Source organism: Rhodococcus sp. D-46 (assembly GCF_011290655.1).
Lineage (GTDB): Bacteria > Actinomycetota > Actinomycetes > Mycobacteriales > Mycobacteriaceae > Rhodococcus_F > Rhodococcus_F qingshengii.
On the sequence record NZ_JAANTF010000002.1, the window covers coordinates 563,144 to 580,203 of the forward strand.

Sequence of the window (17,060 nt, forward strand, 5' to 3'; positions counted from 1 at the left end):
TTGACGCAATTATGGATCCGGCCCTAGTCTGAAAGACAAGTGAAGCCGATCACATCAGGAGCACACTTCTCATGGCGACAATCCGACCTGACGACAATGCAATAGACACCGCCGCAAAGCATTACGGCATCACTCTCGACCAATCAGCCCGGCTCGAGTGGCCGGCACTGATCGACGGAGCACTGGGCTCCTACGACGTCGTCGACCAGTTGTACGCCGACGAGGCAACCCCGCCGACCACGTCACGTGAGCACACGGTGCCAACAGCGAGCGAAAATCCTTTGAGCGCTTGGTATGTGACCACAAGCATCCCGCCGACGTCGGACGGCGTCCTGACCGGCCGACGCGTGGCGATCAAGGACAACGTGACCGTGGCCGGAGTTCCGATGATGAACGGGTCTCGGACAGTAGAGGGGTTCACTCCGTCTCGCGACGCGACTGTGGTCACTCGACTACTGGCGGCCGGTGCAACCGTCGCGGGCAAAGCTGTGTGTGAGGACCTGTGTTTCTCCGGTTCGAGCTTCACACCGGCAAGCGGACCGGTCCGCAATCCATGGGACCCACAGCGTGAAGCAGGTGGATCATCCGGTGGCAGTGCGGCTCTCGTCGCAAACGGTGACGTCGATTTTGCCATCGGCGGGGATCAGGGTGGATCGATCCGGATCCCGGCGGCATTCTGCGGCGTCGTCGGACACAAGCCGACGTTCGGGCTCGTCCCGTATACCGGTGCATTTCCCATCGAGCGAACAATCGACCATCTCGGCCCGATCACACGCACGGTCCACGATGCCGCACTGATGCTCTCGGTCATCGCCGGTCGCGACGGTAACGACCCACGCCAAGCCGACAGCGTCGAAGCAGGTGACTATCTGTCCACCCTCGACTCCGATGTGGATGGTCTGCGAATCGGGATCGTTCGAGAAGGTTTCGGGCACGCGGTCTCACAGCCCGAGGTCGACGACGCAGTCCGCGCAGCGGCACACAGTCTGGCCGAAATCGGTTGCACGGTAGAGGAAGTAAACATCCCGTGGCACCTACATGCTTTCCACATCTGGAACGTGATCGCCACGGACGGTGGTGCCTACCAGATGTTGGACGGCAACGGATACGGCATGAACGCCGAAGGTTTGTACGATCCGGAACTGATGGCACACTTTGCTTCTCGACGCCTTCAGCACGCCGACGCTCTGTCCGAAACCGTCAAACTGGTGGCTCTGACCGGCCACCACGGCATCACCACCCTCGGCGGCGCGAGCTACGGCAAAGCCCGGAACCTCGTACCGCTCGCCCGCGCCGCCTACGACACTGCCTTGAGACAATTCGACGTCCTGGTGATGCCCACACTGCCCTACGTCGCATCCGAACTACCGGCGAACGACGTGGATCGTGCAACCTTCATCACGAAGGCTCTCGGGATGATCGCCAACACAGCACCATTCGACGTGACCGGACACCCGTCCCTGTCCGTTCCCGCCGGCCTGGTGAACGGGCTTCCGGTCGGAATGATGATCACCGGCAAGACCTTCGACGATGCGACGGTCCTCCGGGTCGGGCGCGCATTCGAAAAGCTTCGCGGCGCGTTTCCGACGCCTGCCGACCACATCTCCGACTCTGCACCACAACTCAGCCTCACCTAGTTCTGTATCCGCACTTGCACAACAAATTCCACCGATTCACACATGATCAGCCCGCATAGAAAAGGTGAACCAGATGTCAGTAACGATCGACCACACAACGGAGAACGCCGCACCGGCCCAGGCGCCGGTCTCCGATCGCGCGTGGGCCCTGTTTCGCGCACTCGACGGTAAGGGATTGGTACCCGACGGTTACGTCGAGGGATGGAAGAAGACCTTCGAGGAGGACTTCAGTCCAAGGCGCGGAGCGGAATTGGTCGCGCGGGCGTGGACCGACCCCGATTTCCGGCAACTGCTTCTCACCGACGGTACCGCCGCGGTTGCCCAGTACGGATATCTGGGCCCCCAGGGCGAATACATCGTGGCAGTCGAAGACACCCCGACCCTCAAGAACGTGATCGTGTGCTCGCTGTGTTCATGCACCGCGTGGCCCATTCTCGGCCTGCCCCCTACCTGGTACAAGAGTTTCGAATACCGTGCGCGAGTGGTGCGTGAGCCACGGAAGGTTCTCTCCGAGATGGGAACCGAGATCGCGTCGGACGTCGAGATCCGCGTCTACGACACCACCGCCGAAACTCGCTACATGGTTCTCCCGCAACGTCCCGCAGGCACCGAAGGCTGGAGCCAGGAACAACTGCAGGAAATCGTCACCAAGGACTGCCTGATCGGCGTCGCAGTCCCGCAGGTCCCCACCGTCTGATCACCCCGACAAGAAAGAAGCACACCATGGATGGAGTACACGATCTTGCCGGAGTTCAAGGCTTCGGCAAAGTCCCGCATACCGTCAACGCCGACATCGGCCCCACCTTCCACGCCGAGTGGGAACACCTGCCGTACAGCCTGATGTTCGCCGGTGTCGCCGAACTCGGGGCATTCAGCGTCGACGAAGTTCGATACGTCGTCGAGCGGATGGAACCACGCCACTACATGATGACCCCGTACTACGAGAGGTACGTCATCGGCGTCGCGACACTGATGGTCGAAAAGGGAATCCTGACGCAGGAAGAACTCGAAAGCCTTGCAGGGGGACCGTTCCCACTGTCGCGGCCAAGCGAATCCGAAGGGCGTCCGGCACCCGTCGAGACGACCACCTTCGAAGTCGGTCAGCGAGTACGCGTGCGCGACGAGTACGTTCCGGGGCATATTCGAATGCCTGCGTACTGCCGCGGACGAGTGGGAACCATCTCTCATCGGACTACCGAGAAGTGGCCGTTTCCCGACGCAATCGGCCACGGGCGCAACGACGCCGGCGAAGGACCGACGTACCACGTGAAGTTCGCCGCCGAGGAATTGTTCGGTAGCGACACCGACGGCGGCAGCGTAGTAGTCGACCTGTTCGAGGGTTACCTCGAGCCTGCGGCCTGATCGTCCAACATTCCGGGCGGCGGTCACGCGATCACAGCGTTTCGCGTGACCGCCGCCTGATCACAGCAATTCTCTCATTCGGAAGGACACTGGAAATCATGGTCGACACACGACTTCCGGTCACGGTGCTGTCAGGTTTCCTGGGCGCCGGGAAGACGACACTACTCAACGAGATCCTGCGAAATCGAGAGGGTCGGCGGGTCGCGGTGATCGTCAACGACATGAGCGAAATCAACATCGACAGTGCAGAAGTCGAGCGTGAGATCTCGCTCAGTCGCTCCGAGGAGAAACTGGTCGAGATGACCAACGGCTGCATCTGCTGCACTCTGCGAGAGGATCTTCTTTCCGAGATCAGTGCCTTGGCCGCCGATGGCCGATTCGACTACCTACTCATCGAATCTTCGGGCATCTCCGAACCGCTTCCCGTCGCAGAGACGTTCACATTCATCGATACCGACGGCCACGCCCTCGCCGACGTCGCCCGACTCGACACCATGGTCACCGTCGTCGACGGCCACAGTTTTCTGCGCGACTACACGGCTGGGGGCCGCGTCGAAGCCGATGCCCCGGAAGACGAACGAGACATCGCGGATCTGCTTGTCGATCAGATCGAATTTGCCGACGTCATCCTGGTGAGCAAGGCCGATCTCGTCTCGCACCAGCACCTGGTCGAATTGACCGCAGTCCTGCGCTCTTTGAACGCATCCGCTGCGATAGTTCCGATGACGCTCGGTCGCATCCCACTCGACACGATTCTCGACACCGGTTTGTTCTCGCTCGAAAAGGCTGCACAGGCCCCCGGATGGTTACAAGAACTCCAAGGTGAACACATCCCCGAAACCGAAGAGTACGGAATCAGTTCGGTGGTGTACCGCGAGCGCGCACCCTTCCACCCCCAACGGCTGCATGATTTCCTCAGCAGCGAGTGGACCAACGGAAAGTTACTTCGGGCCAAGGGCTACTACTGGAATGCCGGCCGGTTCACCGAGATCGGGAGTATTTCTCAGGCCGGTCATCTCATTCGCCACGGATACGTCGGCCGTTGGTGGAAGTTTCTACCCCGTGACGAGTGGCCGGCCGACGATTACCGTCGTGACGGAATCCTCGACAAGTGGGAAGAACCCGTCGGAGACTGCCGACAAGAACTCGTCTTCATCGGCCAATCCATCGACCCGTCTCGACTGCACCGAGAACTCGACGCGTGTCTACTCACCACAGCCGAGATCGAACTCGGGCCAGACGTGTGGACCACCTGGAGCGACCCTCTGGGCGTCGGCTATACCGACCAGACCGTTTGATATTGGTCCGGTTTGCCGTAAGTTGTGCGCAATGGGGGTATCACGCAACCGAACTCGGGCGTTGTTGATCGTCGCGGCGATCGCAGCCGGGACCGTGGCCGCGGTGACGCCGGCGGGGGCCACCTGGACAGTCGCGCCGATGTGCGGCGAGTGGCGGGTCGAAACCGTAGCGCAAGGGTTGGAACAGCTCGAAAACCTCGAGCCCGATGACGACGGCGGGTTCTACCTCTCCGGCGAGTCGAAGATCTATCACGTCGACGCCGCAGGACAGGTACGAACTGTCCTCGACGACATGGCTGCCCCTGGCGGTTTGCAACTCGACGGTTCGAGGCTGTCCTTCCTCACCAGACAGGACGGCAAGCTGTGGCACCTGGACACCTCGACGGATCAGCTGTCCGCACCCGTCGACTTCGCGGGCAACGGCCTGCTCCGGCTTCCCGACGGCGATCTGCTGACCACGTGGGTCGGAACAGAAGGAGGTCCGCCAAAGGGCGTCTCGCGCTATCTGCACGACTCCGGAGCCGTCGTCCCCAATTGGTCGACAGTGCCGCGTTCGGAGGGACTCGCGCTCAGTCCGGATCATCGAGCCGTGTACACCGATGACCTGTTCACCGGTCAGATCATTCGAGTGCCCTTGGATACCCCTGACGCGTGGACAGTTGTAGCGACGGTCCCGAGCCTGATACCCGGACTCGACGATCTGACCATGTCGCAGGATGGAATGCTCTACGCCGCTGCTCACGTCGAAGGCTCGATCTATCGCGTACACCCTGAAACCGGCACTTCCTGCGTCGTCGCTTCGGGTCTGTCGAATGGGTGGAACGGGCCGAGTTCCGTGCGTATCGGACAGGACGGCGACGGCTGGGCGCTCTACGTCACCGGCTTCGACGGAACGCTGCGTCGCCTGGTACCTCCGTCGGGCGTCGAACTCGCACCCGTCCGCTGACGCCGATCTCTTCGGCACGAGATTCCCCGACCTGGCGATACTTAAAATCACGCTGATTTGAAGGCATGCCCGCAGCGCAACGGCCCCTTGTCCGAAAACTGTCAACAGTTCTACACGGAGAAATGGCTACCCTTAGGTTTACGCTGCACGCATGTTTTCTTCCGTCGCAGCGAAGATCCGTCTGGTGGTGGCACTGCTCCTCACTGCCCTCCTGGCGCTGACTCTGTCATCGTGCTCGAGTGGCTCGGATTCGTCGGCAGCCCCCACAGACCTGTGTGCACCTCCAGGAGTGGGAGCTGCAACCGCGGCGCCCACCAATCTGGACGCGGCAGCGGGTGCGGGCGCCGAAGACCGCTACACCACGGCCACCGTCACCCCGGTCGATCAGATCGACACCTCGAAGCTGAATCTGATCAAACCCGGGGTCATCACGGTCGGCACGCTCGGTGACGCGCCCCCGAGCATCTGCGTCAACTCCGAGAATCAGTACACCGGATACGACAACGAGCTGCTGAAGGCCGTCGCGGACAAGCTGGGCCTGAAGGTCGAGTTCGTCGGCACCGAGTTCGCCGGGCTTCTCGCCCAGGTTGCCGGTCGACGCTTCGACGTCGGCTCGTCGTCCATCACCACCACGGACGACCGTCGCAACACCGTCGGCTTCACCAACGGTTACGACTTCGGATACTTCTCCCTCGTCGTGCCTAACGGCAGCCCGATCACCGGCTTCGGAGACCTGGATGCCTCCAAGCGCATCGGCGTCGTGCAGGGAACCGTGCAGGACGACTACGTCGTGAACACGCTCAAGCTCGATCCCGTGAAGTTTCCCGACTACGCCACGGCGTACGCGAACCTCAAGTCCGGACAGATCGACGCCTGGGTAGCTCCGTCTCAGCAGGCCGAAGGTGCAATCGCTCCCGGTGATCCGACCTCGATCATCCAGAACACCTTCTCGGTCAACAACTTCGTCGGCTGGGCGGTGAACAAGGAAAACCAGCCGCTGATCGACGCCCTCAACTCCGGCCTCGACGCAGTCATCGACGACGGAACCTGGTCTCAGCTGTACGCCGACTGGGTACCGCGCCAACTCCCTGAAGGCTGGAAGCCCGGATCCAAGGCCGCGGCCACTCCGGAACTGCCCGACTTCGCAGCCATTGCCGCGGAAAACGCAGCGAACGGCGACGGTGGCGATACCGCGTCGTACCAACCGAAGTCGACGCTCGAACAGCTCAAGGACACGTTCTTCGACTGGGATCTGTACAAGAAGGCATTCCCCGATCTCCTCAAGACCGGTCTTCCCAACACCCTGATCCTTGCGCTCGCGTCCGGCATCATCGGCACGATCCTCGGCATGCTGCTCGCTGTCGCCGGTATCTCGCGCACCCGTTGGCTGCGCTGGCCGGCCCGCGTCTACACCGACATCTTCCGTGGCCTACCCGCAGTCGTCATCATCTTGATCATCGGGCTCGGCGTCGGACCGATCGTCAAGGGAATCACCGGTAGCAATCCGTACTGGCTCGGTGTCGCGGCGCTGTCACTGCTCGCGTCGGCATACATCGGTGAGATCTTCAGATCCGGAATCCAGAGCGTCGAGTCCGGGCAGCTCGAGGCTTCACGTGCCCTCGGTTTCAGCTACCGAAAGTCCATGTCGCTGGTCGTCATCCCGCAGGGTGTACGACGCGTTCTGCCGGCGTTGATGAACCAGTTCATCTCGCTGATCAAGGACTCGTCGCTGATCTACTTCCTCGGTCTGCTCGTCACCCAGCGGGAACTCTTTGCCGTCGGACGTGATCTCAACGCCCAGACCGGCAGCCTGTCCCCGCTCGTTGCGGCAGGCTTGTTCTACCTTGCTCTGACCATCCCGCTGACGCACCTCGTCAACTACATCGACAACCGACTCCGGACCGGACGCGCCGACACTTCAGGCACGTTGGATCCGCTCGAGCAGGCCATCGTCGTGGAAAGGGGCTGAGGACATGACCACCAGCTCTGAACTGAAGTCCGTATCGCTCACCGGCAAGGACCTGCATCTGTCCTTCGGTACCAACAAGGTGCTTCGCGGCGTCAACCTGCACGTCGACGCCGGAAACACCGTCACCGTCATCGGGCCCTCCGGTTCGGGCAAGTCGACGCTCCTGCGCGTGCTGAACCGCTTGCACGAGCCCGAGCAGGGTGACGTGCTGCTCGACGGGAAGTCCGTCCTGAAGGACAACCCCGACGAGCTACGCCAGCGGATCGGCATGGTGTTCCAGCACTTCAACCTGTTCCCACACAAGACCGTCGCCGAGAACATCGCACTCGGGCCGAACAAGCTCAAGGGTTTGTCGAAGGAGCAAGCTCGGGCGCTCGCGCTCGAGCAGCTGGATCTGGTGGGGCTCAGGGAGAAGGCCGACTCGCGGCCCGGCAACCTTTCGGGTGGTCAGCAGCAGCGCGTCGCCATTGCCCGCGCCCTGGCGATGAAGCCCGAGGTCATGTTCTTCGACGAGGCGACGTCAGCTCTCGACCCCGAACTGGTCAAGGGTGTTCTGGCATTGATGGCCGATCTCGCGAAGTCCGGCATGACTATGGTCGTCGTGACGCACGAAATGGGTTTCGCGCGTTCCGTTTCCGACAAGGTGCTGTTCATGGATCGCGGTGCCGTTGTCGAAACCGGTACTCCGGAACAGCTTTTCGACGATCCCGAAACAGATCGACTGCAAGCGTTCCTCTCACAGGTTCTCTGACTCAGGGGCGCTTGCAGGAGATCGACGGGCGTTGATCCTGGACGCCTGAAGCATCAGATGGTCGCGTTCGGCGAGGTTGGATGCCTTGTGCGCTGCATCGGCATACAACCTCGCCGCCGACTCGAGGTCTCCGTCGCGTTCACGCAGATAGGCCTCGACTGCGGCATGGCGTGGAAGTGAATCGTCCAGCGCTGCAAGAGCTGCCAATCCGGCGCGTGGTCCGTCTGCCTCGCCGACGGCCACCGCTCGGTTGAGCCGGACAATCGGGCTGTCGGTCAAGGCTGCGAGTTCGTCGTACCACTCCACGATCTGCACCCAGTCGGTCTCGTCTGCTGTGAGAGCGTCGGCATGGAGTGCAGCAATGGCGGCCTGGGCCTGGAACTCACCGAGCCGGTCGCGGGCGAGAGCTGACTGGAGGATTGCGACTCCTTCGGCAATCGAATCGGTGTCCCACCGGCTGCGATCCTGCTCGGCTAGCGGAACCAGACTGCCGTCCGCGGCAGTTCGCGCGGCTCGACGAGCGTGATGGAGCAGCATCAGTGCGAGCAACCCTGCGACTTCGGGGTGATCGATCGCGGCCGCCAACTGCCGGGTGAGCCGGATGGCCTCGGCAGCCAGGTCGACGTCGCCGGAGTACCCCTCGTTGAAGACCAGATAGAGGACACGCAGGACGGTGGCGACATCGCCGGGTTGCTCGAACCGGACGCCGGAGACCGTGCGCTTGGCTCGGCTGATGCGCTGAGCCATAGTCGCCTCGGGCACCAGGTAGGCCTGCGCAATCTGGCGGGTGGTCAGCCCGCCGACAGCGCGCAGCGTGAGTGCGACGGCGGACGACGGCGTCAACGACGGGTGCGCGCACAAAAAGTAGAGCTGGAGTGTGTCGTCCACGCCCGGCACCGACCCGCTGACCGGCCGCTCGCCTGGCTGCTCGTCAGCCAGAAACTCCCGCTTGCGACGAGCCGCATCCGACCGGATCCCGTCGAGGAACCGCCGCCAGGCCACTGTGACCAGCCAGCCCTTGGGGTCCCGCGGCGGGTTGTCCGGCCAGGTCCTGACCGCCTCGAGCAGAGCGTCTTGCACGGCGTCCTCGGCCGACGCGAAATCTGCTCCGCGGCGGACGAGGATGCCGAGCACGCTCGGAGTCAGACTCCGAAGCAGGGCGTCGTCCATGACAGGTTTCAGTCCGTGATGGTCGGCGGCTCGGTCAGGAACGGGCGCAGTTCGAGCCATTCGTGAATCGGCTTCCCGCCTGCGCCGGGCGCGGCCGAAAGCTCGCCGGCCAATTGGACGGCACGGTCGTAGTTGTCGACGTCGATCACCATCCAGCCGGCAATGAGGTCCTTGGTTTCCGCGAACGGACCGTCGGTGACCGGCGGGCGACCCTCACCGTCGTACCGGACAAAAGTGCCCTCAGGAGCGAGAGCCTGACCGTCGACGAACTCGCCCGCCTTCTCGAGCCGATCCGCGAAGTCCTGCATGTACTTCACGTGGGCAGTGATCTCGTCCGGCGTCCACTCGTCCATCGGCACGTCGTTGACTGCAGCCGGAGCGCCGCGGTAGTGCTTGAGCAGCAAGTACTTGGCCATCGTGAATCTCCTCTGTGTCGGTGCCACCCATTCTGGTCGCACTTCACTACAGGGACGAAGCAAGTCGGGGATTCTCGACATCGCGGGGCCTTCGGCCCTGTGCGCCTTTTTGGTAGTGCCCGCAACCAGAAAGGCGCACGGGGGCCGGAGGCCCTAAATCCACCCCTGCCGGCGGGCGATCACCGCTGCTTCGTGCCGGTTGGCAGCACCGAGTTTGGTGACAGCTGACGACAAATAGTTCCGGGTGGTTCCTGCCGAGAGGTGTGCCCGGGAAGCGATCTGCTCGATGGATGCTCCGTCGGCCGCGTACTCGAGTACGTCCGCTTCGCGCGGAGTAAGCGGTGAGTCGCCGGCGCCGATCGCCTCGGCAGCCAACGACGGATCGACGTACCGCCCGCCCGCGTGGACGCTGCGGACCACCTCGGCGAGCGTCGCCGCAGGCGTCGTCTTCGGCAGAAATCCTCGGACGCCTGCTGACAGTGCCTTCTTCAGATACCCGGGACGCCCGTGGCTCGTCACGATGATCGAGACGCACCCCGAGACCGTCTGCGCAATCTGTTGCGCCGTCTCGATGCCGTCGATACCTGCCATTTGAAGGTCGAGCACGGCTACGTCAGGTTGATGTTTTGCAGCAGCGACCACGGCATCCTCGCCGGATTCGGCTTCCGCGACGACAACTATGTCGTCCTCGAGCGACAACATCATGGCCAGAGCCGAGCGGATCAGGTTCTCGTCGTCGGCCAGCAGTACCTTGATCGGCTCGGTCACCGAGGCTCCTTCGTTCGGGACGGAAAGTGGGCGGTGAGGGTGAAGCGATCTTCGTCCTGCACGGTTTCGACAATTCCTCCGACGGCACCGACGCGCTCGCGCAATCCGTTCAGGCCGGTTCCGTTGTTCGGCTCTGCGATCCGTGCGCCGTCGTTGGCGATCACGACGCCGTCCGCGAACACTTCGATGCTGCAATTCTCGGCACTGGAGTGCCGGAGAATGTTGGTGACGCCTTCACGGACGACCCAGGCGGCAGCTTCGGCCAGTTCCACCGGCAGCTGATCTGCCGATCCACGTATCGCAGTGGAGATTCCGGCGGCCTCGAGCAGAGACTGCGCACCGGCCAGCTCGGACGCCAAGGCGATGGACCGGTATCCCCGAACCAACTCGCGCGCTTCGTCGAGTGAATCTTGCGCAAGTTCGCGTACTTCGTCCATCTGCGCGGCGGCACGATCGTCGCCGCGTCGTGAAAGAGTAGCTGCAAGTTCACTTTTCACCGCAATTGCAGACAGTGCCCGCCCGACGACGTCATGGAGATCGCGTGAAAATCGCAACCGTTCCTCGGCGACGGACAGAGCGGCAGCGGCTCCGCGTGCCTCGTCCAATTCGGTGACCATCCGCAGCAGCCACACCGACATGTAGACGGTCAGCCCCATGAAGGCGGCGACGATTCCGACGGACACGCCGCTTTCCGGACCCGCAAGCAGTCCCAGTACAACCCCGGCGGCCACCGAGCCCACGATCAGCCAGCGCAACGACGTCAACCCCGCAAGGGGCACGACAAGGATTGCCGCCAGCCAGAAGTACGGGCCGTTCTCGCCATTGCTTCCCAAGGCAATTCCCGCCGAGCAGAACGCCGACAACGTCATCACGGCAAGAGGAATCTGGACGGGCTTGGCCACGACTCCGCCCAGATCAGGCATCCGAGACACGGCGATGACGCACGCAACGGCACTGATTCCGAGGAAGACACCCGACAGGTACCGATCCGCAACTATCTCGGTGACCGCACCGAAGCCACCGAAAACCACTGCGACCATGATGAACGATTGCCGCGTGTAGAGGCGAACCTTGTCGACGTTCGACGCGGTTCGCCACGTCCGTCTCGGATTCCAGCGTCCGAAGTTCTGCGCGATCATGCCCACTACCTTCTCAGAGTTCTACGAACGCGGTTCCCAGCGGAAGTGGACGTTCGCGATCAGAACCGAACCGACGATCCACGCCAGCATGACCAACAGCGGTTGCGCAGCCGAACCGAAGGTGTCGACAAATCCCGCTGCCGCACCGGGCGCATCGCCCAGATCAGCCAGTTCGCCAGTGGTCCGCCCCAGCCATCCGAGATTGAGAAGGTCCACTACTGCGGCCAGCGGAGTGAAATCGAGAATGCGAGCAACGTTGTCCGGCACGACATTCCTGATCGAGGACATACCTGCCGTCGCCAGAATCAGAATCGGCATGCAGGTGATCTGCGCCGCCTCTGCATTTCGCGTGACAGCCGAAGTGATCAACGCCAGCGCCGTGAAGAGCGCGGCGCCGCCGATCACCGCGACCAGCACCAGGACCGGATTGACCGGAGCACTACCGCCCAGAACCATCACGGCGATTCCGATCACCACCGTCAACAGGCCGGTGAGAACCCACGACGGCACTGCCGGGCCCGCGAGGATCTCGGCGTCGCTGCATTCCCCTGTCCGTAGTCGCTTGAGAACCAACTCGTCACGACGCGTCGCGTACACCGACAGGAGGTTGTAGAAGACCACGAACACGAGCAGGAAGAGTGCAAACACCTCGAGGCCTGCCGACACCGACTTGTCGGACAACCCGCCATCGCGCGACAGGTACAGCATCCCCACGGGAAAGATCAACGGGAGGACGATTGCGTTGAAGAGCAACAGTCGATTTCGTCCCAGGAGCGTGAACTCCGAACGAGACAGGGTTGCTATGCGGTTCATGCCGACGCTCCTTCGAGAGTTGCGTGATGATCGAATTGGTCTGCAATGGAGAGGAATACGGTCTCCAGGGATGCCGCGCGGGCATCCAGGCCGGTCAGCAGGATGTTGTTGTGCTGTGCCCACAGCAGCAGTTCCGTCAGCGTCTCCTGCACTGTGCGAGTGGTGATCACCACCAGATCGTTTTCGACGCGTACCTCGGCGCCGGCCAGGGCCGGGAGCGGAAGACCGGGACGGTGCAGTTTGATCTGGGCAGGATGATCCGCGACGACGTCCGCCACGGTTCCGCTGCGCACCACCGATCCTCGGTGCATGATCGCCAACTGGTCGCACAGGGACTCGGCTTCGTCCAGGTAATGCGTCGTCAACATGATGGTGACGCCCGACGCTTTCAAGTCAGCGATCAATTGCCAAGTGTTACGTCGACTTTCGGGATCCAAACCAGTAGTCGGCTCGTCGAGAAACAGGACGAGTGGCCGGCCGATGATCGCGCACGCCAGATCCAGTCGCCGCGCCTCACCTCCCGAGAGGAACTTCACGCGGGTATCACCACGGTCACGCATGTCCACGCGCTCGAGCACCTCGTCCACGGGCAGCGGATTCGAGCAGGTTCCGGCCCACATCGCCAAACTCTCACGAGCAGTCAGGTCTTGGGGCAAGCCACCCTTCTGGAGCATGATGCCAAGCGACGGGCGAATCTGCTTGCGGTTGCGCACCGGATCCATGCCCAGAACGCGCACCGTTCCGGCACTGGATCGTGAAAGACCCTGAATCACTTCGAGAGTGGACGTCTTGCCGGCACCATTGGTTCCGAGGAGGCCGAACAGCTCGCCTTCCTGAACACTCAGATCCAGATTGCGAACAGCATCGAACGCCTCCTTACCGGAGCCGTAACGCCGCGACATTCCGACTACGTCGATCACGGGATCGCCCTTCATCGCTGCGCCTCCGCTCGGTTCCAGCCGCGCAGTCCGATCACGAATCGGATACCCGCATAGACAGCGAGAGCGGCAACAAGAATCCAGAACACGGGATTGGAGCCGATGATCGCGAACAGCACTCCGATGATCGCAATATTCACGACGATCACAACAAGTTCGCGGCCCATCGTGGGTGCGGGTCCGATGTCCATCAGGTCCGTCAGGAGGCTTCCCTCATGTGGTTCTCTCATGCATCCAAGCTTCGCGGGAAGTCAGAGCCGAAAACAGTGCACTGCGTCATCACCTGCGGTGACACCGTCACGGATCAGCGATGACAAATGTCATGCGACGTCCCCGCGGGGACGCGTCGTAAACCGCGGGTAAGGGTCACCTCGTTGTTTTGCCGTTCATTTTTACGTTCCTTTACCCTTGCTTAGAGCTTCTACGGTTCCCGAAGTCCGTACATCGAATCTCGGGAGTTCACGGTGGCTATCAAGCCTTTGGCCTTGTTCGTCAAACACGACGGCGTGTCTGCGCGCGCGTCGATCACCTGCCAGTACAAGTGCGGAAACGCGTGCTCTCACGAGGTCCCCAACACCTCGGGCGGCGAGTACTTCCGCGACATCGCACGCACAGCGCTGAGTCGTCGCGGCTTGCTCCGGGGCAGCGGCATGGCAGTGCTCGCGGTGGGAGCGGGCAGCGCCCTCGTCGCCTGTTCGGACGAATCCGCAAGTGCCGAACCGGGAACCGGATCGACGAGCGGCAGCAGCGGCGGATCGACACCAACGGGGACGAACTTCAGCGCTGTCGCGCCCAACAAGGAAGACAAGGTCACCGTCCCTGACGGATACGATCAAGCCGTCGTGATTCGCTGGGGTGACGCCGTTCTCGCCGGCGCCCCGGCTTTCGACTTCGACAAGCAGACTGCGGCAGCGCAGGAACTGCAGTTCGGATTCAACAACGACTTCGCCGGATTGCTCCCGGTCGACGGGCAGCCCAACACCTACCTACTCGTGGTCAATCACGAATACTCCACCGAGCCGGCGATGTTCCGCGGCTACGATGCGGAGAACCCGACCGAGGAGCAGTTCAAGATCGGCCTGGCCAGCCACGGACTGTCGGTCGTGCAGGTCAAGGGCGAATCCGACAACGGCAAGCTCGTACCGGAGATCGGATCGAACAACCGCCGCATCACCGGAACCACGGAATTTGTCGTGACCGGCCCCGCTGCAGGCAGCGACTTCCTCAAGACGAGTGCCGATCCCACGGGAACCAAAGTGCTCGGCACCCTCAACAATTGCGCCGGCGGCGTCACACCTTGGGGCACAGTGCTTTCCGGCGAAGAGAACTTCAACCAGTACTTCGCGAACGCCGAGGGTGTCACCGATCCCACGGTCGCAGCGCGACTGAAGCGCTACGGTCTTGCCGGTGCCGCTTCCGAGCGCAAGTGGGAACGATTCGACAAGCGGTTCGATCTGGTCGCAGAACCCAACGAGGTCAACCGATTCGGATACGTCGTCGAGATCGATCCCTGGGATCCGTCGTCGACTCCGATCAAGCACACAGCGCTCGGACGTTTCAAGCACGAAGCCGCCACCATTTACATCACGTCGGACGGCACCGTCGTCGCCTACAGCGGCGACGACGAGCGCTTCGACTACATGTACAAGTTCGTCTCCAGCCGAAAGATGCAGGACGGCAAGAGTCAGGCGGCCATGCGCCACAACATGACTCTGCTAGACGCCGGAACACTGTACGTCGCAAAGCTCAGCGGAAACTCCGCCGGCGAGATCGACGGCAGCGGCAAGCTTCCGTCGGACGGCAAGTTCGACGGAACCGGCGAGTGGGTAGCCATCCTGCGCACCGGCGAACACGGCAAGGGCGAATCGCTGGTCGACGGCATGAGCGCCGAAGAGGTCGCCGTCTTCACCCGCCAGGCCGGTGACAAGGTCGGGGCAACGAAGATGGATCGCCCCGAGGACTTCGAGGCAAACCCGAAGAGCGGCAAGGTTTACGTCGCACTGACCAACAACACCAAGCGCGGAGTCGACGGTGGCGCCGCGGCCGACGAGGCGAACCCGAGGAACAACAACAAGAACGGCCAGGTCCTCGAAATCACCGACGACCACGCCGGCACCACCTTCGGCTGGAATCTTCTTCTCGTCTGCGGAGATCCGGCCACAGCCGATACTTACTTCGGCGGGTTCGACAAGAGCAAGGTCAGCCCCATCTCATGCCCGGACAACCTTGCCTTCGACCCGCACGGCAATCTGTGGATCTCCACCGACGGCAACGCACTCAAGTCCAACGACGGGCTGTTCAGCGTTGTCCTCGAAGGCGAAAACCGCGGTGAGACAAAGCAGTTCCTCACCGTTCCCGTCGGCGCCGAAACCTGCGGCCCCATCGTGGACGAGAAGCGCGTCATCGTCTGCGTCCAGCACCCCGGCGAGACCGACGACGCCAGCATCGAAAGCCCCGCATCCCATTGGCCCGACGGTGGTTCCGCCCAGCCTCGCCCGTCGGTAGTTGCAGCCTGGAAGAAGGACGGATCTCGGCTCGGCTCGTAACACACATGAAAACGACGTGGGGCAGATCGCATACTCTGCGATCTGCCCCACGTCGTTTACCTCAGATTCTCAAGAGAATCAGTTGTCACCGTCCTCGCGACGCTTACGCGTCAGGAGAACAACACCCGTTCCCAGCGCCAGCAGCAGAACCAATCCACCTGCTGCGAGCAACCCGGTGTTCACGCCACTCTCACCAGCGCCACCACCCGAGTTGATCGTCCCGCCCTGAGGAGCAGACGGCTTCGGCTGACCCGGCTGACCCGGGTTTGCTGTCGGCGGCTTCGGCTGTCCCGGAACCGTGCTCGGAACCGGCTGACCCGGAACCGTCGGCGGTACGACGATCGGAGGCACAACGACGATCGGGGGAATGATGATCGTCGGTGTAACCGGCACCGTCGTGTTCGGAACCGTCGTGGTCGGCGGAACTGTCGTGACCGGCGGCGTTGTCGTCGGCGGCGTCGTTGTCGGCGGCGTCGTTGTCGTCACGCCACACGGATCCACAATCTCTTCCGCGACAACTTCTTCTGTCGTGGTCTCCTCTGTGGTGGTCTCCTCCGCGGTGGTGGATTCCTCCGTACCGGTCACATCAGCGTCACCGGCAGTGATCGCGCTAGCCGTCGTCGTCGCAGCTGTTGTGGTCGGAACCATCCGCGTGGTCGTCGTCGGAGGAACACAGGGCTCCGTCGTGACCGGCGGCGTCGTGGTGGTCGTCGGCGGCACCGTAGTGGTGGTCTCCGGCGGGTCTATCGGGTGTTCGGTGCAGAGAGCGTCGCCCGGGACACAGTCCACTGGCGGGTTCTCGCCACCAACCACCAGGTAGTTGTTCAGGACACCCGGAGTGAATCCGGGACCTGACAACGTTCCGATCTCAGGATTGACCTTGACGGTGTACGTCACTGTCGCGGTCTCGCCCTTGGCCAGCTTTCCGGTGACCGTGAAGACGTTGTCGACGACACCCGAAACAACCAGCGTGGAAGTGGTAGCCGGATCCTTCGTCATTACTGCATCGTCGAGAACGTCGGTGAGATCGTCGTAGAAGCTGACCTCACCATCCGCGGTGCCCACATTCTTGAACGTGAGCGTGTACGTGATCTCCTGGCCGCCAACCACACGGTTCGTGGTGGACGGAACAGAGGACTTCAGTACCTCGATCGCGGGTGTGCCATCCACCGGATGCTCCGTCGTCACCGGCGGAGGAGTGATCTCCGGACCCGTCGGCGGCTTCGCAGTACCGGTGACCTTGTTGTTGATCAACGTGCCACCGGCAACACCGGCATTGACCTTGACCTGGTAGGTCAGAACAACCG

At 62.4% G+C, this 17,060-nt stretch carries 15 protein-coding genes and 1 pseudogene; 8 read left to right on the top strand and 8 right to left on the bottom strand.

What is annotated here, in order from left to right; genetic code table 11:
* The first annotated feature begins 71 nt into the window (after window positions 1-71).
* The 7 genes from G9U53_RS07290 to G9U53_RS07320 all read left to right on the top strand — a co-directional run bounded on the left by G9U53_RS07290 (window position 72) and on the right by G9U53_RS07320 (window position 7,963).
* Window positions 72-1,637, top strand: coding sequence for an amidase (locus G9U53_RS07290; RefSeq protein WP_118605719.1), 1,566 nt, complete (start codon window positions 72-74; stop codon window positions 1,635-1,637).
* A 73-nt stretch (window positions 1,638-1,710) separates the two neighbouring features.
* The gene (nthA, locus tag G9U53_RS07295; RefSeq protein WP_003946052.1) at window positions 1,711-2,334 is read left to right on the top strand and encodes a nitrile hydratase subunit alpha; all 624 of its coding nucleotides are present in this window, start codon (window positions 1,711-1,713) and stop codon (window positions 2,332-2,334) included.
* A gap of 26 nt (window positions 2,335-2,360) precedes the next feature.
* Complete coding sequence (nthB, locus tag G9U53_RS07300; protein ID WP_065351660.1) at window positions 2,361-2,999, top strand: nitrile hydratase subunit beta; 639 nt, start codon at window positions 2,361-2,363, stop codon at window positions 2,997-2,999.
* A 98-nt stretch (window positions 3,000-3,097) separates the two neighbouring features.
* Window positions 3,098-4,297 (top strand): zinc metallochaperone GTPase ZigA, encoded by a 1,200-nt coding sequence (gene zigA / locus G9U53_RS07305; RefSeq protein WP_042450649.1) that lies wholly within the window; start codon window positions 3,098-3,100, stop codon window positions 4,295-4,297.
* 31 nt (window positions 4,298-4,328) lie between these two features.
* Window positions 4,329-5,243 (top strand): SMP-30/gluconolactonase/LRE family protein, encoded by a 915-nt coding sequence (locus tag G9U53_RS07310; RefSeq protein ID WP_165638516.1) that lies wholly within the window; start codon window positions 4,329-4,331, stop codon window positions 5,241-5,243.
* Window positions 5,244-5,394: 151 nt separating this feature from the next.
* Entirely contained in the window at window positions 5,395-7,212 is a 1,818-nt protein-coding gene (locus tag G9U53_RS07315; RefSeq protein WP_003946057.1) for an ABC transporter substrate-binding protein/permease, read from the top strand.
* 4 nt (window positions 7,213-7,216) lie between these two features.
* A complete protein-coding gene (locus G9U53_RS07320) occupies window positions 7,217-7,963 on the top strand; it encodes an amino acid ABC transporter ATP-binding protein (RefSeq protein ID WP_003946070.1) in 747 nt (248 codons plus the stop codon).
* On the opposite strand, the gene G9U53_RS07325 is transcribed toward G9U53_RS07320, so the two are convergent.
* From G9U53_RS07325 to G9U53_RS07355, 7 genes are all read right to left on the bottom strand, one after another.
* A complete protein-coding gene (locus tag G9U53_RS07325) occupies window positions 7,949-9,133 on the bottom strand; it encodes a DUF6596 domain-containing protein (protein ID WP_165638566.1) in 1,185 nt (394 codons plus the stop codon). The two genes, G9U53_RS07320 and G9U53_RS07325, sit on opposite strands and share 15 nt — an antisense overlap.
* A gap of 8 nt (window positions 9,134-9,141) precedes the next feature.
* Entirely contained in the window at window positions 9,142-9,549 is a 408-nt protein-coding gene (locus G9U53_RS07330) for a YciI family protein (RefSeq protein WP_165638517.1), read from the bottom strand.
* A 153-nt stretch (window positions 9,550-9,702) separates the two neighbouring features.
* Complete coding sequence (locus G9U53_RS07335; RefSeq protein WP_003946002.1) at window positions 9,703-10,317, bottom strand: response regulator transcription factor; 615 nt, start codon at window positions 10,315-10,317, stop codon at window positions 9,703-9,705.
* On the bottom strand, window positions 10,314-11,456 hold the full coding sequence (locus G9U53_RS07340) for a histidine kinase (protein ID WP_165638518.1): 1,143 nt from the start codon (window positions 11,454-11,456) through the stop codon (window positions 10,314-10,316). The genes G9U53_RS07335 and G9U53_RS07340 overlap by 4 nt, the downstream gene beginning before the upstream one ends.
* Before the next feature lie 21 nt (window positions 11,457-11,477).
* Window positions 11,478-12,269 carry an ABC transporter permease gene (locus tag G9U53_RS07345; protein WP_003946064.1) on the bottom strand — a complete coding sequence of 264 codons (792 nt, stop codon included), beginning with the start codon at window positions 12,267-12,269 and terminating at the stop codon, window positions 11,478-11,480.
* A complete protein-coding gene (locus tag G9U53_RS07350) occupies window positions 12,266-13,204 on the bottom strand; it encodes an ABC transporter ATP-binding protein (RefSeq protein ID WP_054828431.1) in 939 nt (312 codons plus the stop codon). Before G9U53_RS07350 ends, G9U53_RS07345 begins: the two co-directional genes overlap by 4 nt.
* A complete protein-coding gene (locus tag G9U53_RS07355) occupies window positions 13,201-13,437 on the bottom strand; it encodes a hypothetical protein (RefSeq protein ID WP_228401538.1) in 237 nt (78 codons plus the stop codon). Before G9U53_RS07355 ends, G9U53_RS07350 begins: the two co-directional genes overlap by 4 nt.
* A 234-nt stretch (window positions 13,438-13,671) precedes the next feature.
* On the opposite strand from G9U53_RS07355, the gene G9U53_RS07360 reads away from it, so the two are divergent.
* A complete protein-coding gene (locus tag G9U53_RS07360; protein ID WP_165638519.1) occupies window positions 13,672-15,753 on the top strand; it encodes a PhoX family phosphatase in 2,082 nt (693 codons plus the stop codon).
* 78 nt (window positions 15,754-15,831) lie between these two features.
* On the opposite strand, the pseudogene G9U53_RS07365 reads toward G9U53_RS07360, so the two are convergent.
* Window positions 15,832-17,060, bottom strand: a pseudogene (locus G9U53_RS07365) (DUF11 domain-containing protein); the annotation flags it as partial.